General features: G+C 69.1%; 26 protein-coding genes. 5 read left to right on the top strand and 21 right to left on the bottom strand.

The features are described 5' to 3' along the window. Positions 1 to 34: 34 nt before the first annotated feature. From E6J58_07120 to E6J58_07075, 10 genes are all read right to left on the bottom strand, one after another. Positions 35 to 1,660, bottom strand: coding sequence for a methylmalonyl-CoA mutase (locus E6J58_07120; GenBank protein TMB39667.1), 1,626 nt, complete (start codon positions 1,658 to 1,660; stop codon positions 35 to 37). After that, complete coding sequence (locus tag E6J58_07115; protein TMB39666.1) at positions 1,657 to 2,454, bottom strand: methyltransferase domain-containing protein; 798 nt, start codon at positions 2,452 to 2,454, stop codon at positions 1,657 to 1,659. Before E6J58_07115 ends, E6J58_07120 begins: the two co-directional genes overlap by 4 nt. Positions 2,455 to 2,502: 48 nt before the next feature. Beyond that, positions 2,503 to 3,006, bottom strand: a complete 504-nt coding sequence (locus E6J58_07110; protein ID TMB39665.1) for a biotin/lipoyl-binding protein — start codon at positions 3,004 to 3,006, stop codon at positions 2,503 to 2,505. Next, the gene (locus tag E6J58_07105) at positions 3,003 to 4,517 is read right to left on the bottom strand and encodes an acetyl-CoA carboxylase biotin carboxylase subunit (protein ID TMB39676.1); all 1,515 of its coding nucleotides are present in this window, start codon (positions 4,515 to 4,517) and stop codon (positions 3,003 to 3,005) included. The genes E6J58_07110 and E6J58_07105 overlap by 4 nt, the downstream gene beginning before the upstream one ends. A 36-nt stretch (positions 4,518 to 4,553) precedes the next feature. After that, positions 4,554 to 5,453, bottom strand: coding sequence for a M23 family metallopeptidase (locus tag E6J58_07100; GenBank protein TMB39675.1), 900 nt, complete (start codon positions 5,451 to 5,453; stop codon positions 4,554 to 4,556). After that, the gene (locus E6J58_07095) at positions 5,444 to 6,079 is read right to left on the bottom strand and encodes a hypothetical protein (protein ID TMB39664.1); all 636 of its coding nucleotides are present in this window, start codon (positions 6,077 to 6,079) and stop codon (positions 5,444 to 5,446) included. The genes E6J58_07100 and E6J58_07095 overlap by 10 nt, the downstream gene beginning before the upstream one ends. Positions 6,080 to 6,117: 38 nt before the next feature. Beyond that, on the bottom strand, positions 6,118 to 7,656 hold the full coding sequence (locus tag E6J58_07090; GenBank protein ID TMB39663.1) for an APC family permease: 1,539 nt from the start codon (positions 7,654 to 7,656) through the stop codon (positions 6,118 to 6,120). Then, positions 7,374 to 8,951 carry an acyl-CoA carboxylase subunit beta gene (locus tag E6J58_07085; GenBank protein ID TMB39674.1) on the bottom strand — a complete coding sequence of 526 codons (1,578 nt, stop codon included), beginning with the start codon at positions 8,949 to 8,951 and terminating at the stop codon, positions 7,374 to 7,376. The genes E6J58_07090 and E6J58_07085 overlap by 283 nt, the downstream gene beginning before the upstream one ends. A 136-nt stretch (positions 8,952 to 9,087) precedes the next feature. Next, positions 9,088 to 9,558: a methylated-DNA--[protein]-cysteine S-methyltransferase gene (locus E6J58_07080; GenBank protein TMB39662.1), complete on the bottom strand. Its 471-nt coding sequence runs from the start codon at positions 9,556 to 9,558 to the stop codon at positions 9,088 to 9,090. Next, positions 9,555 to 10,889, bottom strand: coding sequence for a DNA-3-methyladenine glycosylase 2 family protein (locus E6J58_07075; protein ID TMB39661.1), 1,335 nt, complete (start codon positions 10,887 to 10,889; stop codon positions 9,555 to 9,557). The genes E6J58_07080 and E6J58_07075 overlap by 4 nt, the downstream gene beginning before the upstream one ends. 211 nt (positions 10,890 to 11,100) lie before the next feature. Here E6J58_07075 and E6J58_07070 point away from each other — a divergent pair, with 211 nt between their 5' ends. Together E6J58_07070 and E6J58_07065 are read left to right on the top strand one after the other, a co-directional pair. After that, a complete protein-coding gene (locus E6J58_07070; protein TMB39660.1) occupies positions 11,101 to 12,714 on the top strand; it encodes a hypothetical protein in 1,614 nt (537 codons plus the stop codon). 87 nt (positions 12,715 to 12,801) lie between these two features. After that, positions 12,802 to 14,307 (top strand): hypothetical protein, encoded by a 1,506-nt coding sequence (locus E6J58_07065; protein TMB39659.1) that lies wholly within the window; start codon positions 12,802 to 12,804, stop codon positions 14,305 to 14,307. Positions 14,308 to 14,315: 8 nt separating this feature from the next. Here E6J58_07065 and E6J58_07060 read toward each other — a convergent pair whose 3' ends face one another. The 3 genes from E6J58_07060 to E6J58_07050 are packed head-to-tail and all read right to left on the bottom strand — an operon-like array spanning position 14,316 to position 16,251. Then, the gene (locus E6J58_07060) at positions 14,316 to 15,341 is read right to left on the bottom strand and encodes a hypothetical protein (protein ID TMB39658.1); all 1,026 of its coding nucleotides are present in this window, start codon (positions 15,339 to 15,341) and stop codon (positions 14,316 to 14,318) included. A gap of 1 nt (position 15,342) precedes the next feature. Then, a complete protein-coding gene (locus tag E6J58_07055) occupies positions 15,343 to 15,642 on the bottom strand; it encodes a hypothetical protein (protein TMB39657.1) in 300 nt (99 codons plus the stop codon). A 60-nt stretch (positions 15,643 to 15,702) separates the two neighbouring features. Next, on the bottom strand, positions 15,703 to 16,251 hold the full coding sequence (locus tag E6J58_07050) for an RDD family protein (GenBank protein TMB39656.1): 549 nt from the start codon (positions 16,249 to 16,251) through the stop codon (positions 15,703 to 15,705). Between the two features lie 105 nt (positions 16,252 to 16,356). Between E6J58_07050 and fumC the strand changes: the two genes are divergently transcribed. Further along, positions 16,357 to 17,754 carry a class II fumarate hydratase gene (gene fumC, locus E6J58_07045; GenBank protein ID TMB39655.1) on the top strand — a complete coding sequence of 466 codons (1,398 nt, stop codon included), beginning with the start codon at positions 16,357 to 16,359 and terminating at the stop codon, positions 17,752 to 17,754. A 3-nt stretch (positions 17,755 to 17,757) separates the two neighbouring features. Here fumC and pdxH read toward each other — a convergent pair whose 3' ends face one another. Further along, on the bottom strand, positions 17,758 to 18,339 hold the full coding sequence (pdxH, locus tag E6J58_07040) for a pyridoxamine 5'-phosphate oxidase (GenBank protein TMB39654.1): 582 nt from the start codon (positions 18,337 to 18,339) through the stop codon (positions 17,758 to 17,760). 40 nt (positions 18,340 to 18,379) lie between these two features. On the opposite strand from pdxH, the gene E6J58_07035 reads away from it, so the two are divergent. Then, positions 18,380 to 19,168 (top strand): rhomboid family intramembrane serine protease, encoded by a 789-nt coding sequence (locus E6J58_07035; protein ID TMB39653.1) that lies wholly within the window; start codon positions 18,380 to 18,382, stop codon positions 19,166 to 19,168. 65 nt (positions 19,169 to 19,233) lie between these two features. On the opposite strand, the gene E6J58_07030 is transcribed toward E6J58_07035, so the two are convergent. The 7 genes from E6J58_07030 to E6J58_07000 form a co-directional block, all read right to left on the bottom strand. Next, entirely contained in the window at positions 19,234 to 19,587 is a 354-nt protein-coding gene (locus tag E6J58_07030; protein ID TMB39652.1) for a hypothetical protein, read from the bottom strand. Positions 19,588 to 19,667: 80 nt separating this feature from the next. Next, positions 19,668 to 20,396: a 16S rRNA (uracil(1498)-N(3))-methyltransferase gene (locus E6J58_07025; protein TMB39651.1), complete on the bottom strand. Its 729-nt coding sequence runs from the start codon at positions 20,394 to 20,396 to the stop codon at positions 19,668 to 19,670. Beyond that, positions 20,393 to 21,127: a 50S ribosomal protein L11 methyltransferase gene (locus E6J58_07020; protein TMB39673.1), complete on the bottom strand. Its 735-nt coding sequence runs from the start codon at positions 21,125 to 21,127 to the stop codon at positions 20,393 to 20,395. Before E6J58_07020 ends, E6J58_07025 begins: the two co-directional genes overlap by 4 nt. A 110-nt stretch (positions 21,128 to 21,237) precedes the next feature. Next, positions 21,238 to 23,847 (bottom strand): insulinase family protein, encoded by a 2,610-nt coding sequence (locus tag E6J58_07015; GenBank protein ID TMB39650.1) that lies wholly within the window; start codon positions 23,845 to 23,847, stop codon positions 21,238 to 21,240. A gap of 106 nt (positions 23,848 to 23,953) precedes the next feature. Then, positions 23,954 to 24,157, bottom strand: a complete 204-nt coding sequence (locus E6J58_07010) for a hypothetical protein (protein ID TMB39649.1) — start codon at positions 24,155 to 24,157, stop codon at positions 23,954 to 23,956. Between the two features lie 33 nt (positions 24,158 to 24,190). Continuing rightward, entirely contained in the window at positions 24,191 to 25,528 is a 1,338-nt protein-coding gene (locus E6J58_07005; protein ID TMB39672.1) for an RluA family pseudouridine synthase, read from the bottom strand. After that, a complete protein-coding gene (locus E6J58_07000) occupies positions 25,435 to 26,208 on the bottom strand; it encodes a urate hydroxylase PuuD (protein TMB39648.1) in 774 nt (257 codons plus the stop codon). The genes E6J58_07005 and E6J58_07000 overlap by 94 nt, the downstream gene beginning before the upstream one ends. A 129-nt stretch (positions 26,209 to 26,337) precedes the next feature. On the opposite strand from E6J58_07000, the gene E6J58_06995 reads away from it, so the two are divergent. Then, positions 26,338 to 26,934, top strand: a complete 597-nt coding sequence (locus E6J58_06995) for a superoxide dismutase (GenBank protein ID TMB39647.1) — start codon at positions 26,338 to 26,340, stop codon at positions 26,932 to 26,934. Positions 26,935 to 26,936 lie beyond the last annotated feature (2 nt).

The raw sequence follows: 26,936 nt of genomic DNA, 5'->3' as shown, positions 1-26,936 counted from the left end.
CGCCGGCAGGAGGACGCTGATCTGCATGGAGTGTCTATTTTGTGTGCTCGCCAAAGACCTCGCGCATGGCGTTGGCGACCTCGCCCAGGGTGGCGCGCGCTTTCACCGCCGAGACGATCTTCGGCACCACGTTCTCGCTTCCTTCGGCCGCCTTCTTCAGCTCCGACAGCGCGCGGGTCGTCGAAGAGTTGTCGCGCTGCCTGCGGAAGGCTTTCACCCGGGCGATCTGCTGCTCTTCCAGCTTCGGGTCGATGCGCAGCATGTCCATCGGCGCCTCGGCGGAGGAGACGAACTCGTTGACGCCGACCACGGTTTGTTTCTTCTCCTCCACCTCCTTCTGCGCCGCATAGGCCGCGTCCTCGATCTCGCGCTGCGGGAACTGACGCGAGATCGCCTCGACCATCCCGCCCATCTCGTCGATCCTGCGGAGGTAGTCGACCGCCTTCGCCTCCAGCTCGTCGGTGAGCGACTCCAGCGCCCAGGAGCCTCCCAATCCGTCGATGAAGTCGCAGACGCCGCTCTCGTGCGCGACGATCTGCTGCGTCCGCAGGGCAATGCGGGCGCTCGCCTCCGTGGGCAAGCTGAGCGCCTCGTCGCGGCTGTTCGTATGCAGCGATTGGCACCCGCCGAGCACCGCGGCCAGCGCCTGGATGGCGACCCGGACCACGTTGTTGTCCGGCTGCTGCGCCGTCAGCGTGGACCCCGCCGTCTGCGCGTGGAACCGCAGCGTGCACGAGCGCGGGTCCTTCGCCTTGAAGCGCTCCTTCATCGTGCGGGCCCAGAGGCGCCGGGCGGCGCGGAACTTGGCGACCTCCTCGAGGAAGTTGTTGTGGACGTTGAAGAAGAAGCTGAGGCGGCCGGCGAAGGAGTCGACGTCCAGGCCGCGCTTCATGGCGGCGTCGACGTACGCAATCCCGTCGCCGAGCGTGAACGCGATCTCCTGCGCGGCCGTCGAGCCCGCTTCGCGGATGTGGTAGCCGGAGATGGAGATCGGGTTCCACTTTGGCACCACCTTCGAGGCGTACTCGAACGTGTCGGTGATGAGTCGCATGGATGGCGCGGGCGGATACACGTACGTCCCGCGCGCCATGTACTCCTTGAGGATGTCGTTCTGGATGGTCCCCGAGAGATCCGCCGCGCGGGTCCCGTGCGCCTCGCCCACCGCCTGGTAGAGCGCGAGCAGCGTCGCCGCGGTGGCATTGATGGTCATCGAGGTGGAGACCTTGCCCAGGTCGATGCCGCGGAAGAGGCGCTCCATGTCGTCGACGGAGTCGATGGCCACGCCGACACGGCCCACCTCGCCTCGCGCACGCGGGCTGTCCGAGTCGTGACCCATCTGGGTGGGGAGATCGAACGCGGTGGAGAGGCCGGTCTGACCGGAGTCGAGCAGGTAGTGGAAACGCTCGTTGGTCTGCTCCGCGGTGCCGAAGCCGGCATACTGCCGCATGGTCCAGAAGCGTCCGCGGTACATCGTCGGCTGGATGCCGCGCGTGAACGGGTACTGGCCGGGATATCCGATCGAGGGCGGCGCCTCGTCCGGCGAGTAGAGCGGCTTCACCTCGATGCCGCTGGACGTCTGGAAGAGCGCTTTGCGCAGCGCGCCCGGCTTCGCCGCCGACTTGCCGTACACTTCGCGCGCCCACTTCTCCAGCGCCGTCATCTCCGGGCTCCTTCCGCCAGGCAGACTGCGTACCAGATCGCTGCCTCGGGGCGCCGCGCCCACTCGCGGAAAGCGTCCAGCGCCGCATCGATTTCCGCCGCGCCCAGCAGGCCGCCCTGCACCATTGCTTCCCGCGCTCCGGCGAGCTGGCTGTGGATGTTCTCGACGAATCCGGGCCAGTTCGCCTCGGCAGCGCACGACCCGAAATAGATCCACGTCGACCGGACCGGCGCCGCGCCGGCCTCGTGCAGGAGCGAGACCAGCCGGCGTCCGATGTAGGGATCGCAGCCGAGGCGGTCGTAGGTGCGCTGGAACGCGCGCCACAGCGTCCCGAAGCCGGCGGGCTCGGGCCAGCAGCGGAAGACGTCGTGGTCGTCGTCCTGGAGTACCACCCGCCCGCGCGGGCGCACGGCGCGCACCATCAGCCGGACGACGGCGAGGGGCTCGCGCACGTGCTCGAGCACGAACCTCGCGTGCGCGAGATCGAACGAACCCCACTCGCCGTCGTGGAGCGGCGGCGAGGTCACGTCGCCGCGGCGAAGATCGAGCAGATCGTGCCGCTCGGCGCGCGCGAGTTGCTCCTCGCTCTGCTCGACTCCGACCAGCCGCCTGCCGGCGGCCTGCGCCATCTGCAGCGACAGCTGGGCGAGGCCGCAGCCGAAGTCGACGATGGAGTCGCCGGGGCGGACGCCGATCTCGCGCATCGCGGCGTCGTTCATCAGCCGGTTGAGGAGCGACAGGCGTCCCTGCTCGGAGGGAGAGGTACCGTGCAGGTAGGCGCGCTCGACGCTCATTGTGACCCGCTTGTAACGCAATTCCACCGCGACCGCCGCGCGCGGCGGCTACGATACGACGGCGAGCTTCGCTCCCGATTCCACCGCTTCGCCTTCCACGGCGTGCAGCTCGGTGACTTTTCCGGCCTTCGGACTCTTCAGCTCGTTCTCCATCTTCATCGCCTCGACGACGACGAGGCCCTGCCCCTCCTCCACCTGATCACCGGCCTTCACCAGCACGCGCGTGACCTTCCCCGGCATGGGAGCGTCGATGCGCTGAGGTCCTTCGAGCGTGAACTTTCCGCCCGCGCGCCGCATCCGCAGCCTGCGCTCGTCGAGAATCTCGAGCGGATAGACGGTCTCGCCGACGAGGACGCGGATCTGTCCATTCTTCCCTGGGTCGATGTCGCAGCGGTAGCTGCGCGTGCCGGCGATCAAGCTGAGTGCGAATCCCTGCAGGTGGACGGCGTCGAGATCCAGCTCCCGCTCGCCGATCACCACGCGGTATCCGTTTTCCCGCGGGGTCACCTCGATCAGGCGTTCCTCGCCGCCGATGATCGCCATGTATCTCATCGCGACCTCCGCAGGGCCGCGAGCCGGCCGGCGACAGCCCACGCAGAGCCGTCCGGCGCCGACGCCGCGGGCTGCCGCAGCGCCGCGCGCTGGTCCTGCTCGAACTGCCAGATGGCGGCGGCCGCGAGCGCGATCTCCTCGTCTCCCGTCTTCTCCCGGCGAAGCAGCCGATCCTGCGCATGAGCGAGAAGACCGGTGTCGTAGTCGCCCTTCCGGAATTCCTCCAGGTCGAGGACCGCTTTCAGGTAGGCGACGTTGGTGGTGATTCCTTTCACCACCGTCTCGCCCAGGGCCCGCCGCAGCCGGGCGATCGCTTCCTCGCGCGTGCGCGCCCACACGGCGAGCTTCCCGATCATCGGATCGTAGTAGCGGGGCACCTCGCTGCCGCTCTCCACGCCGCAATCGTTGCGCACGCCGGGGCCTTCGGCGAGGCGCAGCTCGAGGATGGTGCCGGGGCTGGGCAGGAAGTTCTTCGCCGGATCTTCCGCGTAGAGGCGCGCTTCCATTGCGTGCCCGTGCAGGTTCCGCAGCACGTCGTCCTGCGTCCACGGCAGCCGCGCACCCGCGGCGACCTCGATCTGCCAGCGGACCAGGTCGAGTCCGGTGCACCACTCCGTGACGGGGTGTTCGACCTGCAGCCGCGTGTTCATCTCCAGGAAGTAGAAGTTGCGCGTGTTGCCGTCGACCAGGAACTCGCAGGTGCCGGCGCCGACGTACTTGACCGCCTTCGCGGCGTTCACCGCCACCCGGCCCATCTCCGAGCGCAGCTCGGGAGTGACGACGGCGCTCGGCGTCTCCTCGATCACCTTCTGGTGCCGCCGCTGCACGCTGCACTCGCGCTCGCCCAGCCAGATGCAGTTGCCCTGGGTGTCGGCGAAGACCTGGATCTCGACGTGGCGGGGGCGCGCTACCGCTTTCTCGATGTAGACGCGGGCATCGCCGAACGAGCTGGCCGCTTCCCGCTGAGCCGTGGCCAGCGCCGAATCGAAGTCCTTGGGGTCGGCAACCAGCCGCATGCCCTTGCCGCCCCCGCCGGCGGCAGCCTTGAGCATGATGGGGTACCCGATGGAGACCGCGTATTTCTTGGCGGCGGCCTCTCCGCCTTCCGGGATCGGCTCCTTCATGCCGGGGACGACGGGTACGCCCGCTTCGATGGCCTTGCGGCGGGCACGGGTCTTCTCGCCCATCTCGTCCATCGCCTCGGGTGGCGGGCCGATGAACGTGATTCCGGCGGCGGCGCAGGCGCGGGCGAATTTTGCGTTCTCGGAGAGAAAGCCATAACCGGGGTGGACGGCATCGGCGCCGGTTGCCTTGGAGGCGGCGATGACGTTCTCGATCACCAGATAGCTCTCGCGGGATGCGGGCGGACCGACGCGCACGGCTTCGTCGCACGAGCGCACGTGCAGCGCCGCGCGGTCCGCGTCGCTGTAGATGGCGACGGTGCGGAGGCCCATCTCCCTGCAGGTGCGCGCCACCCGGACGGCGATCTCCCCGCGGTTGGCGATCAGGATCTTTCGGATGCTCACGGCGTCAAACTACCAGAGCGGTCAATCAGTGGCACCGGCGGCGAACTTCGGAGCGTGCGCGCGGAAACGCAGCGGGTCCACCGGCTCGCCGGCGAGATCGATCTGGTAGTGCAAATGCGGACCCGTGGTGAGGCCGCTGCTCCCGGATCGCGCGATCACCTGTCCGCGCTCGACGTGCTGGCCGTCGCGCACCAGGAGAGCTTCGTTGTGGCAATAGGTGGTGACGACGCCCCGGCCGTGATCGAGGACCAGGATCCGGCCGTTGATGCCGTCGCTGCTGGCGCGGCGCACCACTCCGGCTGCGACGGCGCGGACCGCCGTCCCCGCCGATGCTCCGAGATCGATTCCGGCGTGCAAGCGGCGGCCGCCGATGAGCGGGTGCTCGCGGACGCCGAACGGCGAAGTGATGAGCACGGTCTCCGGCAAGGGCCAGCCGAGCGCATAGGCGCCGCCGAGCATCGCCGCTTGCGCCGCCCGAGCGATGCAGGCTTCCGAGCGCGGAGGCAGCGCGCGGGCGAGGTCGTCCAACGCCATCGAGCGCGCCTCGTCCACGGCGAAGCGAGCTGCATCCTCGCCGCAGAAGATCGCGAGCAGGGCAGCGTCGTCGGATCCGAGACGCTGCGACAGCATGCGCAGCCGGGGCGCCAGCTCCACCGCGGATTCTTCGAGGACCGCCGCTGTTCCGTAGGCGAGCGCCTGCGCGGGAGGGACTGGACCCGCGAGCGGCGGCGGCGGGCGCGGGGGCACCAGCGTGCCCGCGCCGAAGTACGCGAGCAGCGGGCGCGCGGTGCTGCGCGTGCCGAAGATGAAAGCGCCGGCGGTGCGCACCAGGGCGCCGGCGGGCGTGTGATACCAGGCGGCCCAGAGGCAGAGGCCGGAGAGAAACAGCTCGAGCAGCGGCAGTCTCTCCTTCATCGCCAGGAGGCCACCGCCGCGATCAGGAGCGGCAACAGGATCACGGCGGCGGCGATGCGGTAGCGGGCGGTGCGCTCGTGCTCGAGCGAGCGGAAGGCGGCGCGCGGCACGAGAACGACGAGCACGGCGACGAGGACGAGGGCGCGGGCGAGGTGGCCGAGCCAGGAGACGTGGAGGGCAAGCTGGACGGAGCCTTGCACCATCCGCGCGACGGAGCAGGCGCCGGCGATCGCCACCAGCAGCGTCGCCAGGGGACGGACGAGGGGAAGAGGCGAGCGGGTGCGTCGCAAGAGATCGCGGCCCAGCTCCCACTCCTTCGCCGGTTCCCGCAGGTCGTAGCCGAGCAGCGGAATGGCGATGAGCGCGTCGGCGGCGAGCTCCCAGCAGAGCGCGATCGCGCGGGCAAACCAGGTGCGCTGCGTGAGCCCCACCAGCTCCACGAGCGGCGCCGTGACCGACCAGCTCGACCAGATGGCGTCGAACAGCGCGTCCACGCGGTCGACGATCCAGAGGAGCCGATCGCCGACGACGTCGGCGGCGGCATGCGCGCCGACCGCGGTCAGCGCACACAGCCCCACCGGCACGAAGATCCAGCGGAACCGGTTCACCCGCTCCGAAACGCGCAGCTCCACGCGTCCGATCTTACGGCTTCTGTCAGCTTTCCTTTCAGTCAAGGGCGAGGTCCGAGCCAGCGCCGCGCCAGTGCCGTGGCCGTCCGGCAGAAGAATCCCGATGCGAGAAGCAGAACGGCAAACGTCCATTCGGCGGCCCTCGGGCGCGCCGAGACGAGCAGGGCAACGGCTGCCGCGAGGGCGAGGACCGGAACGAACCAAGGCGGGCGGTACCGGCGCGGCGCGTCCGGCCGCCGCAGACGCAGGGTCAGCGCCGCGAGGCAGGAGAGCGCGTAGCCGGAGAGAATCACCACGTTGCTGACGTCGACGAGCGAGGCGTAGCCGAGAACGATGGCAAGCGCCGCGGCGAACGCGGTGGAGGCACAGATCGCCGCCGCGGGCGTCCCGCGCGGGGAGAGGCGGGTGAGAGCGCGGGGAAGGTGGCCGTCCTCGGCCATCGCGGTGAAGTACCGCGGCGCAACGAGCGCTACGCCGGCGCAGAAGCCCAACATGGAAAACAGCGCGGTCACGCCGATCACCGGACCGGCCCAGCTCCCGAGGGCGCGCGCAGCGACGTCCGGCAGCGGCTGCTCGCGGGAGGCGACGTCGGGAAGCGCTCCCAGCGCCGCGAGCTGGAGGAGGGCATAGAGCAGAGAGGCACCGCAGATGCTGCCGACGACGGCCAAGGGCACCGTCCGGCGCGCATCGCGCACTTCGCCAGCCGGGACCGCGGCGTACTCGAATCCCGACATCATGAAGATGGAGAGAAACGCGGCGCTGATTGCGTCCGACGGAACCAGCGCGAGAGGCGCCCGCGGCGCGAAACGCAGACCCGCCAGGGCGACCACCACCAATGGGACGATCTTCACCACCGAGAGCGCCGTCGAAGTCCGTCCACCCTGCTTCACGCCCCGCCAGTTGATGATGCCGAGCGCGACGATGACCGCGACGGCGATGTGAGCACGCGCGGTGGCGGCCGCGGGAATGAAGCGTCCGAGGGCGGCGGCGAATCCGACGCTGACCGCGGCAAGCCCGAGCACGCCCGTGGCCATGCCGAGCCACCCGACCGCGAAGCCGACGTAATGTCCGAAGGCGTCGGCTGCATAAACGTACGGTCCGCCGCTCCGATCGTACATGGAGGACAGCTCCGCGAAGCAGAGCGCGATCAGGACGCAGAGCGCGCCGCAGCCGAGCACGCCGGCCACGCTGCTGCCGCCGCCCACCCGGGCGAGCGGCGCGACCAGCAGATAGATGCCGCTGCCGACGATGCCGTTGACGCCGATCCCGATCGCGTCGACCAACGTGAGATCGCGCTTCAGAGCGGAATGTTCCCGTGCTTGCGCCGCGGCACGTCCTGTCGCTTGTTCCGCAGCATCTGCAGCGCGCGGCAGAGCTGCGGCCGCGTATCCTCCGGAAGGATCACCTCGTCGACGTAGCCGAGCTCGGCGGCCTTGTATGGGTTGGCAAACGTGTCCCGGTATTTCTGCACGAGCTCCTGCTTCGCCGTGTCGGCATCCTTCGCCTTCGCCAGCTCGTTGCGGAAGACGATGCTGACGGCTCCTTCGGGACCCATCACCGCGATCTCCGCGGTGGGCCACGCCAGGTTGACGTCGGCGCGGATGTGCTTGGAGGCCATCACGTCGTAGGCCCCGCCGTACGCCTTGCGGGTGATGACGGTCAGCTTGGGGACCGTCGCCTCGGAGAACGCGTACAGCAACTTCGCGCCGTGGGTGATGATGCCATCCCACTCCTGCGAAGTGCCGGGAAGGAAACCGGGCACGTCGACGAAGGTGACCAGCGGAATGTTGAAGGCGTCGCAGGTGCGCACGAAGCGCGCCCCCTTCCGCGAGGCGTCGATGTCGAGCACTCCCGCGAGCACCGAGGGCTGATTCGCCACCACGCCCACGCTGCGGCCGCCGAGGCGGGCGAATCCGACCACGATGTTGCGGGCGAAGTGCTCGTGCACCTCGAAGAACTGCCGATCGTCGACCACCGCGCGGATCACTTCCTTGATGTCGTACGGCTTGTTGGGGTTTTCCGGCACGATGGATTTGAGGATGTCGTCGCGCCGGTCGAGGGGGTCTTCGGTGGGCGCCACCGGCGGATCCTCGAGGTTGTTCGAAGGCAGGTAGGAGAGCAGCTCGCGGAGGATGCGAATGGCGCCTGCCTCGTCCTCGGCGGCGAAGTGCGCGACGCCGCTGCGCGCGTTGTGCGTCTGCGCGCCGCCCAGATCTTCCTTGGTGACCTCCTCGTGCGTGACCGTCTTGATCACGTCGGGGCCGGTGATGAACATGTACGAGGAGCTCTTGGCCATGACGATGAAGTCGGTCATGGCCGGGGAGTACACGGCGCCGCCGGCGCAAGGGCCGAGGATGGCGCTGAGCTGCGGCACGACGCCGCTGGCGGAGACGTTCCGGTAGAAGATCTCCGCGTAGCCGGCGAGCGAGACGACTCCCTCCTGGATGCGCGCCCCTCCGGAGTCGTTGAGCCCGACCACCGGGCAGCCGGTGCTCACGGCCAGGTCCATCACCTTGCAGATCTTCTCCGCGTACGCGCCGCTGAGCGAGCCGCCGAAGACGGTGAAGTCCTGGGCGAAGACGAACACCTGCCTGCCCTCGACCATGCCGTACCCGGTGACCACGCCGTCGCCGAGGATCGTCTTCTCCGCCATTCCGAAGTCGTCCGCGCGGTGCGTCTTGAACTTGTCCAGCTCGATGAAGCTGCCGGGATCGAGCAGGAGCTCGATCCGCTCGCGCGCGGTGAGCTTTCCCTCCTGGTGCTGCCGGTCGATCCGTTCCTGACCGCCGCCCAGCTCGGCCTGGGCGTCCAGCGCGGCGAGCTTGTCCCGCGCCGGCAGACCGGAGAGGCGCTCCTGCCGCCGCGCCGACGACATACCGCCGGCCGGCTCCTGCGGCACCTTCTTGCTCTGATCGCTCATGCGCGCGGCAACCTACCGAAAGCCGCGCTCGCGGGATAGTCGCGGCCGCCGAAGGCGGCTTAGCGACTACGGTTGAGCCTGTTCATCAGGATCAGGCGACGAGCGCGATCCGGCAGCCCTCGTGGGCGAGCAGCCAGCGCTTGCGCTCTTCTCCCCAGGCGTAGCCGCAGAGCTTTCCGTCCGCTGCGATCACGCGATGACAGGGAATGGCCACGCCCACCTGGTTCGAGCCGTTGGCGGCGCCCACCGCTCGCGGGTGCGTCCCCAGAACGCGCGCCAGCTCGCCATACGTCCGCGTTTCCCCGGGGGGGATCGCCCGCAGCGCTTCCCAGACCCGGCGCTGGAACGTCGTGCCGTTCATCTCGATCAGCACGTCGTCGAGCGCGCCGAGGTGGCCCGCGAAGTATGCGCGCAGGCGCTCGCCGACGGAGTTGCTCGCGCGGACGCCCGCGAACGGCGCGTCGAATCGGGCGCCGCAGAGCGCATCGCCCGAGAGGGCGAGATGGAGAGGGCCGATGGGAGTGTGGACGGTATCGATGCGCGGCATGGTCTTCTCCTTCATGACAACCAGATGGCGGCGGCAGCGTACGCGCGCCAGGGACGCCAGCGCTCCGCCCGCTCGCGCAGCGCGCGCGGCGCGAGCTCGAGGGCCTGACAAAGGCCGAGGTCCGCGGCTGGAAACGCGTCCGGCTCGCCGAGCGCCCGCAAGGCGATCACCTGCGCCGTCCAGTCGCCGATCCCTGCAATCTCGCAGAGGGCCGCGGTCACCGTCTCGAGATCCTGCGATCCGTCGAGGCGGACGCGCCCATCGACGACGCTCCGGGCGAGCTGGGCGATCGCGGTCGCGCGGATGGCCGGCATCCCGTCGAGCTCCGCATCGGCGAGCTGGGCGGCCGTCGGGAATCCTGCGAACCGCGCGATCAGCGCCGCTGCCATCGCCCGCGCACGTTGCACGGAGATCTGCTGGCCCAACACCGCGCGCACCGCCATCTCGAACGGATCCCACGCACCCGGAATGCGGAGGCCGGGGCGCAAGTACGGCTTGAGGATCGGGTCACGCCCGAGATGCTCGGCGATCGGCGCGGGGTCGGCGCGCAGATCGAAGACGCGCTGGATACGCGCGGCGAAGGAGAGCGCCCGCGGCGCGAGTGACGCGGGCATCCTCGCCTGCAGGTGGGCAGGGCCGTCGCGGACGACCTCGAGCCACCCCTCGGGGAGCCTTCGCCGCCAGGCACCATCGCCCGCTTCCTCGAGTCCGGGGAGCGCCCGCGCCGCGAAGAACGCCAGCAGCGCCTCGAAGTCGAGCGGCGGATGAAACGGGAGGCGCAGGGTCAGCGCGGCGCCGGGAGCTTCCGGCAGCGTGCGAAGTTGCGAGGGAGTGCGGCCGAAGCCGCGGCGGACCGCTTCGTTGAACCGGCGCAGGCTCTGGAAGCCCGCGGCGTGCGCGACGTCGATGATCCGGAGCGAGGAGGTCTCGAGGAGTTGCCGCGCGAGGTGCAGGCGGCGCGTCCGGAGCACCTCCGCCGGCGATGCTCCGAGATGGCGCGCGAAGAGCCGCCGCAGGTGCCGGTCGGTGACCCCGAGGCGATCGGCGAGGCCCGCCGCGTCGCCCGATTCCTCGAGCAGGCGCAGCGCACGCGAGAGTGTCGCGGCGGTTCCGGCCTGCGCCGGCGATCCCGGTGCGGCGTCGGGCCTGCAGCGGAGGCAGGCGCGGAATCCTGCTGCCTGCGCGGCGGCCGCGGAAGGAAAGAAGATGACGTTCTCGCGCCGCGGCACACGCGCCGGGCAGCCGGGGCGGCAATAGATGTTCGTCGTCCGCACGCCGAGGAAGAAGCGGCCGGCGAAGCGGGCGTCACGCCCCTCGACCGCGCGATAGCAGGCTTCGGCATCCATCGCCGGAGTGAATAGCAGCGGCGCGTCGCTCTGTCTGGACGCGTGCGGACCTCGATGTCTCACGAACGTCTCAATCCTGGGTGCGAGTCTACCGCGGCCCGCCCGGTTCGTACCCACCGGTGAGAACGGAATTTCCCAAGTCTTTTCCGCCGTCGGCGCGCGCCCGCTGGCACGGCCCCTGCTCCGAAGCGGCCGCGGGGGGAGACAAGGCATGCGTTCGGGCTGGCGGTGGGTCGGCCCGGCGGCGGTGGCTGCGGCCATCGCCATCGGGGTTGCTTGCGGCGGCGGGGGCAGCGATCGAAACGAATCCAACGTCGTCCCTCCGGACGGCGGCTCCGGGGACGGCGGCGCGGTCGATTCCGGCTCCGCCGCCGACGCGGGCGCTCCCGATGCGGGCCCAGACGGAGGACCGACCGACGGAGGCACCGATGCCGGAGTCATCATCGTGCCTCCGATCCTGGGACCCGGCTGGACGTTCTACGGCACTTCCGACGGAATGCCGCCGAACAACGTGATGGGCGTCACGGCGGACGAAGACGGCAACGTCTACGTCGCCGGCGGCGACGCCGGATTGTTCGTGCAGCGCGGTGGCCGCGGCTCCTTCCGGCAATACGGAATCGCCGACGGACTTCATCCCTATGGCTACCTGATGGGCGACATGGCCAAGTTCAAGGGAGTGCCCGACGGCAGTCCTTCGGATCCGAATCCGACTCTCGCGGCGACTCCGGTCATCTCTGTCGCCGGTGGAAAGGGCGGGACGGTCTTCGTCGGGTATCAGGGAAAGCCCCGCTGCGAAGACGCCTGGGCGGGGGATCAATGGTCGCAGCCTTCCGCTTGGGGCGACCCCGCGGTGTACAAGAGCGGTGACGCCGACAAGGTCACGCTGGCCGGGGACGCGCTCTCCGTCGTGCACTACGACATCTTCAGCGGACCGGGCGTCGTCGCGGCCGAACCCGTGGGACGCGAGAAGCTCTGCAGCATCTGGCGCATCGTCTATCAGCACGGCACGAACTACCTGTGGTTCGGCGGCAATCACGGCTTCGCGCTCGGCAAGGCGGACTTCGCCGGCAATCCGACGTGCAACGGCCAGCTCGGTTGCGCCGGAGTCCTGGAGCACGTGCATCCGGCCTTCAACGACTCGGCCGGGAATTTCGTGACCGAGGACTACTGGGGCATTGCCATCGATCCCCTTTCCCAGGGCGGCTTGCACGACGTCTGGTTCGGCGGAATGGCGCGCACGACGCGGTTCCGCTTCGGCGAAACCGGCGGAAGTTACTTTGACGCCGAGGCAAGGACAGAGGCGTGGACGAAGAACAACATCAATGCCCCCGCCAATGCGGCGTTCAAGGCTGCGTACCAGAACCGCCTCGACGTCTGGTCGGACGGCGTCGGCGAATACGACGCAGCGGGCAACCCGACGTTCCCGACTCCGGCACAATGGAGCGCTGGCCTGGATCTGGTCTCGGGCATCGCTGCGGACCCCGCGGACAACAGCGTCTACATCGCCTCGTTCGGCCGCGGCATCCGGCATCTCGACCACGACGGCAACTTCGTCGGTGACCTCACGGCGGAGAACAAGACGCTCTTCGCGAACAACGTGAGTGCCATCGCCCTCGACACCGACGGCAGCCTGTGGGTCGGCTACAAGTACGAAGGTGGCATCTCTCGCATCCACAAAGGCGGCGTGGTCGAGCACTACGCGAACGTGCTCGGCCCACAGCTGGAGAAGAGCCCGGTCGTCGACATCCAGATCTCTCCGACTTCGCCGCGCAAGGTGTTCTTCGCATTCCAGAGCGGCGCGGTCGCCGTCTACGAAGGGAACTGAGCGATGCGCTGGTGCGTGGTGGCGGGGGCGGTAGTCGCGATTGCGGTGGCGGTCGCATGTGGTCATGGAAATGGCGGATCAAAGGAAGTGATCCCGCCGCAGGACTCGCACGAGGACGCCGGCTACGACGGCGGTGTGGACGGCGGGTTCGACGACGCCGGAATGGACGGCGGCATCGACGGCGGAACCGACGCCGGCCCGTGGAGCGCGGGCGAAGTGAAGACGATCTCCGACAGCGCAGGCTGGCGCTTCGCGACCGACGGGCTGCCCTCCGGCACCGTGATGGGGGCTTCCGCCGACGAGGACGGAAACATCTGGGTCGCCGGCCGGAACGCGGGCGTGTTCGTCCAGCGCGGCGGAAGCGGACGGTTCCAGCAGTTCACGCTCGCCGACGGCTTGCATCCCTACGGATATCTGCCCGGAGGTTGGCCGGCGGAAACCAATCCGAGCCTGGATCAGACACCCGTCCTCAGCATCTCCGGCGGTCCCGGCTCGAGCGCCTTCGTCGGCTACGGCGGCAAGGGCGACTGCGAGAGCGAGTGGGATCGGTACGGCGACAACCACGCCAAGGCGGACCCGTCCGTCTACAAGAGCGGTGACGCGGACAAGCTCGTGTTGAACGGCCAAGGCATCAAGGTTGCCCACTACGACATCTTCAGCGGACCGGGAGTGGTGTCGAACGAGCTGGCGGGACGGGAGAAGCTCTGCTTCATCTACCGCGTCGTCTGGCAGCGGGGGACCAACTACGTCTGGTTCGGCGGAAACCACGGCTTCGCCGTGGGTCACGCCGACTACACCGGCGATCCGGGGTGCAACGGACAACCCTGGTGCTCCGGCAACGTCGAGCACGTGCATCCGGCGATCAACGAGAAGCACGGCTGGTTCATCACCGACCTCTATTACGGGATCGCGATCGACACCTGGCCGCACGTCGACAAGGCGGGCAATACGTTCTTTGACGTCTGGTTCGGAGGATTCGCCCGGACCACGCGCTTCCGCTTCGGCGAGAACCTCGGCGACTATTACGCCGCGGAGCTCCAGACCGAGCTGTACGTGAGCAAAGGGCACAGTGCGGCGAACATCGCCGACGATCCCGCGGCGCAGGCGGCGTTCTGGAACCGGATGGACATCTGGCCGGATCCGGTCACCGAGCGGCGGGACGCGGCGCACGGCGACTGGCTCGCCTCGGACCCGGACTTCCGCAATCCGGACGACTGGGTATTCGACAACGTCACCGCGATCGCGGTGATGACCAACGGCGACGCGTGGATCGGTTCCTCCACCAACGGATTGCGGTTGATCGACCACGACGGTCACTACAAGGCGGACGCCACCTCGGTGCTGCCCACGAAGGCCGTGGGCGCGCTGGCCAAGGATCCGGTCGACGACAGCGTCTGGGTCGGCTATCGGGACGCCGGTTTCGGCGTGACGCGCATCAAGCCCGACGGGACCGTGCTGCACTACCGCGGACTAGGAGCGCAGACGAACAGCGCCGTCTGGGACATCCAGGTGCAGCCGGCGACGGCGACATCCAAGCGGCGGATCCTGGTCGCGTTCCGGCGCGGCGCAGTCGGGATCTACGAAGGCGACTGACGGGCTCTTCAGCGCAGGGGAAGTCGCAGCTCGAGCTCCGCTCCAGCTCCGCGCGGGTTTCCGGTCAACGTCAGCGGGCCGGCATTGCGCAGCAGCGGCCCGTACAGGAGGTGGGCGGCATATGCCCCGGCGGCGAGCGGGCCGCGCAGCGCGTCGAGCGGCGAGAGCGTAGCGAGGACGCTCTCTAGGGCGGCAAGCACGACCGTGATCTCGAGCAGAGGGCCCGCAGACGGGGGTGTGTCGAACGCGCCCAGCAGGCGAGTCGCGCGCGGGAGCGAGCGCCCGTCGGAGAGAGCGTGCGCGTCGCCCGCCTCGAGACGCTCCTCCACTCTCGCCGCGCTCGCCAGGTCCGGCTGTCGCTGGAATCCGAGCCGCTCGAGACCGAGCGCGATCGCGTCGCGTCCCGCGGGAGTGACACCGGCGCGCAGGCAGGCGATGCCCTCCGCGCATCCGGACGGCGCTGCCCCGGCGAGAATGGGTCCATTGGCCGTGACCAGTCCGCGCCCCATCAAGCCGGCACCGCTGGCATCGAGCGAGAGCAGGACCGCGTGCAACGGAGGGGCGAGTCGCATCCAGAGCCAGACGGGCCCCTTTGCGCGGCTAGCCAGACCGGCAGGCAGCGGGGAAGAACGCGACATCGCCGCCAGCACCGCCGTCGGGTTGGCGCCGGACGCCGTCAAGAGGCGCCCTCCCGCGATCCGGCCGGCACGACGTGGCTTCTGGCCCAGCCATGTCGCGAGCATTTTTTTCGCCGCACCCGCGTCGTGGACCGGCGCAGCCAGCCCCATTCCATCACGCGAAAAGACGACCAGTCGCGCTCCGCGCGCCGCGAGACCCCACTCCGCCGATTCGGAGAGCAGGTCGACCCCCAGGCGGTCGCTCAAAGTCGAGCCGATCGGGTGCGGGCCGAGGGATGGCGCGTGCGTGCCGGCCTTCTCCAGCAGCGCGCGCAGCCCCGACACATCCTCGATGGAGAGCACTGCGTCCGGGGACGCGGGCACCAGCACCGCGGCTGCGAGCAGGAGGGGCAGCAAGCTAGTGCGGGAGCTGCGTCCCGGCGCGCTGCGCGGCCAGCGCCAGCGTCTCGGCCTTCTCGCGTGCGCGGCGCGCCATCGCCCGGCGCATGTAGCCGTAGCCGAGAACGAGGGCGGCGAAGAGCGGCGAGAGCGCGGCCCCGACGGTCCAGCCGGAGTGTGCGGCGAGGAAGCCCCAGATGGCGCGGGCGGCAGGCGTGAAGAAGTCCCCGTACCAGAACAGCGCCCAGATGGACGCGCAGAGCGCGAAGGCGAAGACGTTCGCGAGGAGGAAGAAAATGACTCCCCGCCGTCTCGGCATGGGGAGTATGTACTGTTTCGCTTCAGCCACGGGCGCGCAGCCTAACGGCGACGCAGCGGCTCAGTCAACGACAGCGACGCACCGGCAGAGCTTGTCGTGCAGCGTCTGTCTTCGCGGATCGGCCAACGCGAGCACGAAGCCGGACAGGCCAAGCGACGCGGAGAAGAGCGATAGAACGGCACGCACGAACGCCGTGAGCGGTCCTGGCGCGGGGCCGTCCAGGGTGTGCAGACGCTGTCCGGTCAGCGCCATTCCCGGAGTGCGACCCCACAGAGCCACGAAGATCCAGGACCAGGCGAGCGCAAGGACGGCGGCGGCGCCGAGCCACGGCCCGGGCGTGACGAGCACCGTCTCGGACAGCGACCGGCCCGCCGCGAGCCGCGCGGCGATGACCAACTGGAGCACGAGCCATGTTGCAATGCCGGCGAGATCGATCGCCCAGCCCGCCAGCCGCCTCGTTCTCGACGCCCATCCCGTGCGGCGAGTGGGTGCCGCAACGCGAGGAGGTGGGTCGGAGGCGAAGGACACCGCCACCGGCGCGACGGGCACGTCGGAGATGGCGACGCTCACGGGCGACGCCGGTCCCGAATCGAGCGGCCTGCGCTGCATGCGGCGAACGCTACGTCGGTTGCGCGCGCGGTCAATTAATCTTTCCCACGCTTGTTTGCAGCGGGGAACGGCGCTATGCACCGCGGGCCCCTCAAGGAGCCGCGCATGGCCACGCGTATCGAGAAGGACACCTTCGGCCCCATCGAGGTCCCCGCGGAGAGACTCTGGGGCGCCCAGACCCAGCGATCGTTGACGAACTTCCGCATCAGCAGCGAGAAGATGCCTCCGGCGCTGATCAAGGCGCTGGCGCAGGTGAAGCGCGCAGCCGCGCAGGTGAACCTCGACCTCCGCGTTCTCGATCCAAAGAAGGGCAAGGCGATCATCGAGGCGGCGGACGAGGTGATCGCGGGCAAGCATGAGGGCGAGTTTCCTCTCGCCGTCTGGCAGACCGGCTCGGGAACGCAGACGAACATGAACATGAACGAGGTGCTCGCGAACCGGGCCAGCGAGATCCTCGGTGGCCGCCGCGGCGAGGAGCGGCTCGTCCATCCCAACGACGACGTGAACAAGGGACAGTCGTCGAACGACGTCTTTCCGACGGCGATGCACGTGGCGGCGGTGCCGGCCGTCGTCGATCACCTGATCCCCTCCGTGCGGCTGCTCCGGGACACGCTGGCGCACAAGTCGGAAGAGTTCGGCGACGTCGTCAAGATCGGCCGCACGCACCTGCAGGACGCGACGCCGCTGACGCTGGGACAGGAGATCAGCGGGTGGGTGGCGCAGCTCGATCACGGCATCCGGCACGTGGAGAGCGGGCTGCAGCACATGCGCGAGCTCGCCATCGGCGGCACCGCTGTCGGGACGGGACTGAATGCTCATCCGGAGTTCGGCGACCGCGTCGCCGCGGAGATCTCGAAGCTCACCGGGCACCCGTTCACTTCGGCGCCGAACAAGTTCGAGGCGCTGGCCGCGCACGACGCGCTGGTGTTCGCCCACGGCGCGCTGAAGACGCTCGCCGTCTCGCTGATGAAGATCGCCAACGACGTCCGCTGGCTCGCGTCGGGCCCGCGGTGCGGGCTGGGCGAGATCAAGATTCCGGAGAACGAGCCGGGCAGCTCGATCATGCCGGGCAAGGTCAACCCGACGCAGAGCGAGGCCATGACCATGCTCTGCGCCCAGGTGCTCGGCAACGACGGCGCGGTCAATCTCGGCGGAGCGATGGGGAACTTCGAGCTGAACGTCTTCAAGCCGCTCATCATCCATGATTTCCTGCAGTCGGTCCGCCTGCTCGCCGACGGCTGCCGGAGCTTCAACGACAACTGCGCCGTGGGAATCGAGCCCGACCGCGAGCGGATCGGGAAGCTGATGCGCGAGTCGCTGATGCTGGTCACCGCGCTCAATCCGCACATCGGCTACGACAAGGCGGCGAAGATCGCCAAGACGGCGCACAAGGAAGGAACCACGCTGAAGGAAGCTGCACTCAAGCTCGGATTCGTCACTGCCGAGCAGTTCGATCAGTGGGTCCGGCCGGAGCAGATGGTCGGCCCGAAGGCGCCCAAGTAATCGTCACGGATTGAGCAACGTCATCGTCCACGGCGCGTCGGCGGAGGCGCGCGTGTACAGGTCGCGCTCGTGCAGGCGGCCGGACCGGTTGCGCCAGAACTCCACCGCGAGCGGAGTCACCCGGTACCCGGACCAGTGCGACGGGCGCGGAACCGGCTTTTCTGCGTACTTGCGGTCGAGCTCCGCGAAGCGCTCTTCCAGTTCCTCGCGCGACCGGAGCGGCGCGCTCTGGTCCGAAGCCCAGGCGCCGAGCTGCGAGAGGCGTGGCCGGGTCGCGAAGTACGCGTCGGCTTCGGCCTCGGTCACGCGCACGGCGTTTCCCTCGAAGCGGATCTGGGACTCGAGCTGCGGCCACCAGAAGATGAGCGAGACCCCGGGCTGCGCGGCGATCTCGCGCCCTTTGCGCGAGCGCGTATTCGTATAGAAGACGAGTCCCCTCGCGTCGATCCCCTTGAGCAGCACGATGCGCGACGAAGGACGGCCGTCCACCCCCACGGTCGACAGCGTCATCCCCGTGGGCTCCGCAATCGCCGGCGTCTTCTTCGCCCGCTCGAGCAGCTCGACGAATCGCGCGATGGGATCCATTGGGGTCGCCGTTCTAGCATGTCGATGCTAATGGAGGCCCGTGGAGAAGCTCCTCGCCCGCCTCGATCGACGCTTCGGGCGGCACGCGCCGGAGGGGATCATCCTCTGGGTGGTCGGGATCTCGGGCGCCCTGCATCTGCTCGTGTTCGCCCGGCCCGAGATCGCCCACCTGCTCTGGCTGGACCCCGCGGCGGTGATGCGCGGAGAAGTCTGGCGCATCGTCACTTTTCTCTTCGCTCCCGTCGGCCCGGTGACCGGCTCCGGCCTGCTCTGGACGGCCCTCGGGCTCTGGTTCTTGCACACCATGGGCACCGCGCTCGAGGCGCAGTGGGGCAGCTTCCGATTCGACATGTTCTTCTTTCTCGGCGCTCTCGCGACGCTCGCGGTGTCGTTCGTCGTCGGACCTGCGAGCGGGCGCTTCGTCGCCGAGGCGCTGCTGCTGGCGTTCGCCGTGGAATTTCCCGAGTACGAGGTCCTGCTGCTGATCCTTCCGGTGAAGGTGAAGTACCTCGGCTTTCTCAGCGGCGGCCTGATGGTCTACGCATTCATCACCGGCGATCTCGCTACCCGGGCGGCGGTCGGCGTGGCGCTGGCTGACTTCCTGCTCTTCTGTGGCAGCACGCTACGGGATCGGATGCGCGGCGCAGCGGCGGTCCGGCGAAGGACGGCACCCGCGTTCTCCCCGCAGCCGCGCAAGGCGCGCGTGTGCGCCAAGTGCGGAAAGAGCGAGGCGGACGATCCGAATCTCGAATTCCGCGTCTGCGACTGCCAGGACAAGTGCCATGGCAAGCTGACGGAATACTGCCTCGAGCACGCGCGGGCGCACTGACGCATCTCTTGGCCTGTACAGCCCCAAGCCGTAGCCGCAAATCCGCACCTCCGGTGCGGCAGCCGCTAACAGAACGGCCACCGCGGGCGCCAGCCGACGTGGGTGAACCGGAGCTGCGTCTGGGTCGGCACGCCGAGTCCCAGGAGGCGAAGCGTGCCTGCCAGGTAGCGGGCGGCGAGGAGCGGCGCCAAAACTCCCGCCCACATCTCGTGCTGGTCGAGCCGCGACGTCGGACCGGTCGCGAAGAAAAGCGCGTCGGAGGCGTCGCGCCAGGCCAATGGCGCGAAAGCGCCCGAACAGACGTGCTCCTCGGTCGCGAGGATCGCCGACACCGGCGCTGCGACGGGCGCAACGTCCGCCAACACCGAGGAAGCCAGCAGGGAGAGCAGAATGGCCACGGACCACGCGAAATGCGGCATGGCGGCCTCCTGACGACAGCCCACACCTTGGCGCCCACGCTGTCAATGCAGTGCCACGATCGTTGTATGGCGCCGACGGCTCAGCCGAGGTCGCCGTTGACGTGCAGGACGACCGCCAGTGCCGCGAGCCCCGCCGTCTCCGTGCGCAGGACCCTCTTTCCCAGCGTGACCGGAAGGAATCCGCTCTCGACGGCCCGCTGCCGCTCGGCGGGCGAAAACCCTCCTTCGGGTCCGACGGCAACCAGCGATCGGGGCACGCCGCGAGCCGCGTCGCCGAGCCGGAGGCCGTCGTCCGCCGGATCGAGCAGGAGCGCGCGCCGGTCCGCCTCCGCTCGCAGCAGGGAAAAGACGTCTTCCCACGGCGACGGAGCGTCGATGCGTGGCACGTCCGCGCGCCCGCACTGTCGTGCCGCCTCCTGCGCGACGCGGCGCCAGCGATCGGCGCGCGTAGAGCCGCGTCCCGCCTCGAGCCGCACGACGGCGCGCTCGGCGGCCAAAGGCATGATCCGGGCCGCACCCAGCTCGGTGGCCTTCTGCACCACCAGATCCATCTTCTCTCCCTTCGCCACGGCCTGGACGAGCACCACGTCCAGCCGGCGTGGGTCGCGCGGCAGCGCGCGACCGATCTCGAGCTGGTCGCCGGAGACGAACGCCGAAAACCTGCCGCCCTGCCCGTCGAACACCTCGACCTCCGCGCCGGACTGGAGCCGCAGGACGGTGAACAGATGACGCGCCTGGTCCGGCGTCAGTTTCACGCGCGGTCCCGCAACGAGCCGGTCAGGGGGAATGAAGAGGCGATGGATGATCACGGCCGGGCCAGCTCGATTCGCAGCCAGCCCTCACGCTCCTTGCGCGCCAAGGGCCGCAGTCCCTGCGCGACGTACGCGCGCTCGGCGTCGTCGCCCTGGGTGCAGAGAAGGCCGGAGAGAACGAGCCGCCCCCGATCCGCGAGCTTGCGCGCGATCGCCGGAGCGAGCTCCTCGAGCGTGTTGAGGAGGATGTTTGCGATCACGATCGTGAACCGGCCTGGCACCTCGTCCGGATCCGCGGTCAAGGCCCAATCGACGCCGCTCACCCCGTTCAGCGCCGCACCCTGCCGCGCCGCCTCGAGCGCCACCGCGTCATTGTCCGTCGCCACCACCCGACGTGCGCCCAGCTTCTTCGCGAGCAATGCGACGACGCCGCTGCCGGTGCCGACGTCGAGCAGATCGGACCCGGGGAGCTCGCTGAGCAGCTCGTCGCAGCGCTCCAGACAGAGCGCAGTCGTGGGATGGCTCCCGGTCCCGAACGCCATGCCAGGCTCGATCGCCACCGCCACGCCGGTTCCCGGCGGGTCTTCCCATGGCGGATGTACCCAGGCCCGTGGCCCGACCTGCATCGTGCGGTGGTGCGCCCGCCACAGCGCGTTCCAGTCTTCCTCGGGGATCTCGACCGGCGGCTCCGCGCCCAGCGCGCTCGCGGATTCGCTCGCTGCGCTCCGGTCGGCGAAGTGCGCGATCGCGCGGCCGCGACCCTCGGGCAGGGGCGGCGTGCCCGGCATCAGAGGCATTCCGGGCTCCTGCAGCTCGACGCCGAGGGCGCCGCGGTCGAACAGGTCCGCGGCGAGGATCTCCAGTTGTTCGGGCGGCGCGACCAGCACCAGCGCCCAGCTCACCGGCCGAGCTCCTGCGGGACCGCGCCCTCCGGGGCGACGAGCGCGATCACCTCGCGCGAAGGCGTCAGCAGGCTCTGCGCCGTGGCCAGCACGTCCTCGGCGCTGACCGCCGCGACGTTGGCGGCGTACTTCGCGGAAGCGTCGGCGCCGAGGCCGTAGCACTCGTCGAACGCGTACACGGCGGCGCGCGCCGAATTGCGCTGCAGGGAGATGGCGTGCGTGCCGATGAGATGATGGCGGGCGCGCGCAAGCTCGGCGGCTCCGATGGGCTGCTCGCGTATGCGCCGCAGCTCGTTTCGAATCCCGTCGAGGGCTTCCTGAACCTTGCCGGGACCGCAACCGATGTAGACGGCGAAATAGCCCGGGTCGAGGCCCTCCATGGAGAAGCTGGTGACGCTGTACGCCAGGCTGCGCTTGTCGCGTAGCTCGACGAAGAGGCGCCCGCCCTGGCCGGAGAGCACCGCCGACAGCACTTCCAGCGGCCAGCGCGCCCGATCCGACAGCCGCGCGCCGGGGAATCCGAGCACCAGGTGCGCCTGCGCCTTGTCGAGCTTCTTCACGGCGAACCGCGGCGCATCCGGCGGCTCCTCCTGGACCGGCGCGATCGACACGCGCGCGGCGGGCGCCGACGTGAACCTGCGCAGGACCTGCTCGCGCACCTCGGCGGGATCGACGTTGCCGACGACGGAGATCGTCAGCGCGCCCGGCGGATACTGCTGCGCGCGATACCGGGAGAGGATGCCAGGCTCGAGCCGGGCGACGCTGCTTTCCGTGCCGAGCGTGTCGAAGCGATACGGGTGCTTGCGATAGAGCGTCTCGCCAAAGAGCAGGAAGGCGACTCCGGCAGGGTTGTCCTCGCGGGACCGCAGCTCGTCGATCTGCAGGGTGCGTTCGCGCTGCACCTCCTCGGGATCGAACGCCGGGGCGGAGACCGCCTCCGCGAAGATGTCGAATCCCTCGCGCAGATGCCGGGAAAGGAGCTCCGCCCGCAACCCGAAGCTGTTGCGGCCTGCATTGCCGCCGATGGAGCCGCCCATCGCCTCCATCTCGCGCACCAGGCGTTCGGGACCGCGGGTCTGCGTTCCCTTCGACACCAGCCGCGCAAGCAGCATGTTGATGCCCGCGTTGGAGCCGTCCTCCGCGCGCAGGCCGCCCTGCCACGCAGCGCGCAGCGCGACCAGCGGCACCGCCCGCTCCTCCTTGATCAAGAGGACGCCTCCGGACGGCAGCTCCTCCCGGAGCAGGGGTCCGGTTGTCGCGCGCTCGGCGAATCTGATCGGAGCGCGCTTCTCGGGCGGCGCGGAAGAGGGCGCAGCCCGAGGGCGGACGACGGCCGCCGCCTCTTGCAAGAGCTCCAGCATCTCCCCTTCTGGAGGACAACCGCGCTCCGGCAACAGCGCCGCGAGAACGGCGGCGGAGGGATCGATCCAGCGCTCCGCCGCATCTCGTACCCGAGCCGGCGTGAGCCGGGCGACGTGATCGAGGTAGCGCTGCTCGAATTCCACGCCCCCCGCGCTCGATTGATAGAAGCCGAGCTTGCGCGCCTGTCCCTGCACGGTCTCGCGCTGGTAGACGGCGTCGCTCTCCAGCAGACGGCAGGCGACGGAAAGCTCTTCGCCCGTCACCTCTTCGCTGCGGAGCCGGTACGTTTGCGACAGCGCCTCGCGGACCGCATCGCGCGCAGTGGCAGGCTGCAAGGTCAGGCCGACGATGGTCAGTCCCGGATCGACCGGCGTGTAGCAGCTGGCCTGCACCTCGGTGCAGAGCAGGCGGTCGCGCTTGAGGGCACGATGCAGGCGAGACGCCTCGCCGTGGCCCAGCACGATGGCGAGGGCGTCCAGCGCGGCCACGTCCTCGTGCACCAGTGGCGGCGAAGGCCAGGCGATGGAGAGATATCCCTCCTTGAGCGGCTCGGCCCGCATCCGCGCCAGCGGCAGCTCCCGGTGTGGTTCCGGAGGCCGCGACGGGGCTGCAACGAACGGGTCCTCTGGCCAGCGGAACGACTTCTCCGCCAGCTCGAGCGCTTCGGCCTCGCGCACGTCGCCCACCACGACCAGGACGGCGTTCGCGGGCTTGTACCAGCGCCGGTAGAACCGCAGGATCCCCTCGCGGGTGAAGCCGCGCACGCTCGCTTCGGTGCCGATCACCGGCTTGCCATAGGGATGGCGCGTGAAGGCCGAAGCGAACAGCTCGCGCGACAGCTTGCGCGTGGGCGAGTCCTGGGTGCGTCTGATTTCCTCGCAGACGACTTCGATCTCCCGCTGCAGCTCGACCGGATCGAAGGCCGCGCTCGTCACGGCATCGGCGAGCACGTCCATTCCTTCGGCGAAGAAGCGCGAGGCGAGCACGACGTGATAGACGGTCTGGTCGAAGCTCGTCCAGGCATTGATCTCGCCTCCGCAGGACTCGACGGTGCGGGCGATGTCCCCCGGCCCACGCCGCGCGGTGCCCTTGAAGAGCATGTGCTCGTGCAGGTGTGCGATCCCGGCCTCGTCGGGGCCCTCGTCGGCGCTTCCGACGCGCATCCACACCTGGATGGCGACCACCGGCGCCGCGTGGTTCTCCTCGACCAGCAGCGTCAGCCCATTGGGCAGCGTGTGTCTCACGGGATTGAAGGTAGCAGGGCGCGCGTCCGCGCGCCGCCACTTTCGCGACGACCGTCAGGACCGGAACGCCGCCAGCACGCGATCGCGAGCTGCACTGCGGATCCCGCTACAGATCTGCGGGCCGCAAGGTGCTTCGCCCGTTCTCCTTGGCGCGCGAGACGGCCTTCTCCACCGCGGCGCGGACGTGCTCCGAGAGCGCCGAGATGAACTCGTCCGAGGTGCGCATCTCCCTTTCGCGGATCAGATCGCGCACCTTGCTCTGCACGATCAGCAGGCCAGTGTCCTTTTTCGCCTCGGTGTTCTCACCCATGGCGCGCTGCTCTAACAGACGCCCCGCCGCCTTTCAATCCGGCGCGGCGCTCCAGGTGCGCAAGAAAGCGCGCGCCGCCTCGAAGTCGGCCGGCAGGGGCGCCTCGATGTGCAGCGGGCTGCCCCCGGGATGGCGCAATTCCAGCGAGAGCGCGTGGAGCATCGGGCGCCCGAAGTCATGCCGCACGCCGGCGGCCGTGGTGAGGAAGGCGGGGCCGCCGTGCGCCTTGTCTCCGAGCAAGGGGCATCCGAGCGCGAGCAGGTGCACGCGGATCTGGTGCGTGCGCCCGGTCTCCGGCAGCGCTGCGATCATCGCCGAGCTCCGATGGCGCTCCATGACGCGCCACCGCGTCAACGCCGGCCGCGATGCAACGGGGCCGTCGGCGATGCCTGTGTCCGCCGACGGCGCCGGCGAGACCAGAGCGCGATATTCCTTGCGGACGCGGTGCTCGCGAAATTCGCCGAGCAGCGCCGACTGGGCCCGCCGCGTGCGCGCCAGCAAAGTCACCCCGGTCGTCCCGCGGTCGAGGCGGTGCACGAGCAACGCCTGCGTCTGCTGTTCCCCCATCTCTCGCAAGAGTGCGCTGCACAGCTGCGGCAACGTGTCGCCCCCGGCGAGATCCTCCTGCGCCGCGACGCCGGCGGGCTTGTCGATGGCGACGACTTCGGCGTCGAGATGCAGGATGCGGTCCTTGCCGACCGGAGACGCCCGCGAAGAGCGCAATGCCAGCTCGACCCGATCGCCGGCCCGCACGGCGCACGCGAGCTCCTTCACCCGTTTGCCGCGAACGAACGCGCCTCCCCGCAAGATCGCTTCGCGCGCGGTCTCTTCGCCAATGGCGCCCCGGCGGAGGACGAAGTCGAGCAGCGGCTCGTCGCGATCGGCAACCAGCCGGAGCCGGGAGGGTGGGCGCCTCAGCCCTTCTCCACGACCCGGACGGGAAACTTGCTCAATGCCGAGCAGACCATTCCTTCTGGTCCGGCGACGAGGTCGAAGAACACCGCCCTGGGGGCCAGCGCCACGGCGCCGGGACCGAGGGGGATGCGCAGCTCGTTCCCGGCGGCGGTCGTCTCCAGCACCAGCTCTCCAGATCCCTGGACGCAGACGAAGGCGCGGTCCGCGTCCGGGTGCTTCTTCCAGCCGGTCCTCTGCCCGGCCTTGAGGTAGATCCCGTCCACGAGCAGCTGATCGGTCTTGACCGCGTGCAGGACGTTGGGCTTGTCGTCCGAGTAACGCGCATCGCTGATCAGGTTCACGCTCTGCACTGCGGCAATCTCCTAGAACCGCGCCGGGGCCGGCGTTCCCGACTTGTTGAAGAGGAACTTGGTGATTCCCCAGCCGATGATCACGAAGACGACCGCGACGACCCAGGCGTAATCGCTGCCGTACACGGTCGGAAAGTGATTCGCGACCATGAAGAAGATCAGCGGCATCGACATGTACGTGTTGTGCTTGCTGCGCAGGCCGGCCAGAGCGGCCACCGATGGATCGGCCGCGGGCCCGGTCCCCTTCACGCCGGCGATGATCTTCCGCTGGTTGGGCCAGATCCGCATCCAGACGTTGGCCGCCATGATGGTGCCAAGCAGGCCGCCCGCGTAGATGAAGATCGCGCGCCCGCCCATGAAGAGGTGGAAGATGAAGACCACCACGGCGAAGAGGACCAGGGAGACGATCATCCCGGTGGTCTCGTTCTTCATGTTCTTCCAGAGCACGTCGTAGATCGCGAAGCAGATGATCACGATCAGGAGTCCGATGCCTCCGGACCCGTAGCTGGACATGCGGTCGTTGCCCATCGCATTGCCTGCCCAGTACACCACCCAGAGCAGGAGGATGCCGGTGACCCAGGTGTATGCGGCGCCCCAGCGGAACCAGTAGAGCGCGCGCGGCATCAGCTCGGGAATCACCTTCTTGCGGGAATCCGGGTCGTACGTCTTCGCCAGCTGGGCGTTGACGAAGTTGAAGAACCAGAGATGGCCAATCCACATCACGCCCGCGAGTACGTGGATCCAGCGGAAGACGAGGTTCAACCACTCGGCGACATTCGAATCCATCCACCCTCCTCGGCAAAAGGAGCTTTCGGCGCTCACACTAGCGTTCCCCGATCGCTCCGTCGAGAGAGATCCGAAGAAGCAGGCGCGTGCCTGCCGCACTTGCGCCGCGCGATGCGCATCTTGCCGCGCATGAAACGGTACGAGCCGAAGCAGTTCACGAGGCTGAAGGGTCTGTCGGGAATCTCCGACGGTCTGTTGCAGGACCACTTCAAGCTCTACGAGGGATACGTCAAGAACGTCAACGAGATCACTGCCCAGCTGGAAGCGCTCGCCAAGGAAGGCAAGGCCAAGGGCACCAATCCGGCGTTCGCGGAGCTCACCCGCTGGCTCGGATTCGAGTACGGCGGCATGGTGCTGCACGAGCTCTACTTCGGGAACCTCGCGCCCGAGCCCGACGCGCTGAACAAGGGCGGTCCGCTGGCGCAAGCGCTGGCGCAGGGCTTCGGCAGCGTCGAGGCCTGGCTGGACGATTTCAAGGCCATCGCCGTCATGCGCGGCGTCGGCTGGGCCATCGCCTACCAGAACCCCGAGAATCGCCAGATCTCGAATCACTGGATCACGCTGCACAACGACGGCCATCCCCCCGGGTTCAAGCCGATCGTGGTCATGGACGCGTGGGAGCACGCGTTCGTCCCCGACTACAAAGCCACGGAGCGCGCCAAATACATCGACGCGTACTTCCGGAACCTGGACTGGCGCTCTTGCGAGGGGCGGCTGATCAAGTAAAG

This window comes from Deltaproteobacteria bacterium, from assembly GCA_005879535.1.
In the GTDB taxonomy this organism is placed as follows: domain Bacteria; phylum Myxococcota; class Myxococcia; order Myxococcales; family 40CM-4-68-19; genus 40CM-4-68-19.
The sequence above is the reverse complement of the archived record's forward strand: the minus strand, read 5'-3'. Positions and strand labels throughout refer to the sequence as shown.

Coding starts and splice junctions, on each gene's coding strand:
- E6J58_07120 (TMB39667.1), bottom strand. CDS start 1,660: ATGACGGCGCTGGAGAAGTGGGCGCGCGAAGTGTACGGCAAGTCGGCG.
- E6J58_07115 (TMB39666.1), bottom strand. CDS start 2,454: ATGAGCGTCGAGCGCGCCTACCTGCACGGTACCTCTCCCTCCGAGCAG.
- E6J58_07110 (TMB39665.1), bottom strand. CDS start 3,006: ATGAGATACATGGCGATCATCGGCGGCGAGGAACGCCTGATCGAGGTG.
- E6J58_07085 (TMB39674.1), bottom strand. CDS start 8,951: ATGTCGTCGGCGCGGCGGCAGGAGCGCCTCTCCGGTCTGCCGGCGCGG.
- E6J58_07080 (TMB39662.1), bottom strand. CDS start 9,558: ATGAAGGAGAAGACCATGCCGCGCATCGATACCGTCCACACTCCCATC.
- E6J58_07075 (TMB39661.1), bottom strand. CDS start 10,889: ATGGATGCCGAAGCCTGCTATCGCGCGGTCGAGGGGCGTGACGCCCGC.
- E6J58_07070 (TMB39660.1), top strand. CDS start 11,101: ATGCGTTCGGGCTGGCGGTGGGTCGGCCCGGCGGCGGTGGCTGCGGCC.
- E6J58_07055 (TMB39657.1), bottom strand. CDS start 15,642: ATGCCGAGACGGCGGGGAGTCATTTTCTTCCTCCTCGCGAACGTCTTC.
- E6J58_07050 (TMB39656.1), bottom strand. CDS start 16,251: ATGCAGCGCAGGCCGCTCGATTCGGGACCGGCGTCGCCCGTGAGCGTC.
- fumC (TMB39655.1), top strand. CDS start 16,357: ATGGCCACGCGTATCGAGAAGGACACCTTCGGCCCCATCGAGGTCCCC.
- pdxH (TMB39654.1), bottom strand. CDS start 18,339: ATGGATCCCATCGCGCGATTCGTCGAGCTGCTCGAGCGGGCGAAGAAG.
- E6J58_07030 (TMB39652.1), bottom strand. CDS start 19,587: ATGCCGCATTTCGCGTGGTCCGTGGCCATTCTGCTCTCCCTGCTGGCT.
- E6J58_07020 (TMB39673.1), bottom strand. CDS start 21,127: ATGCCGGGCACGCCGCCCCTGCCCGAGGGTCGCGGCCGCGCGATCGCG.
- E6J58_07010 (TMB39649.1), bottom strand. CDS start 24,157: ATGGGTGAGAACACCGAGGCGAAAAAGGACACTGGCCTGCTGATCGTG.
- E6J58_07000 (TMB39648.1), bottom strand. CDS start 26,208: ATGGATTCGAATGTCGCCGAGTGGTTGAACCTCGTCTTCCGCTGGATC.
- E6J58_06995 (TMB39647.1), top strand. CDS start 26,338: ATGAAACGGTACGAGCCGAAGCAGTTCACGAGGCTGAAGGGTCTGTCG.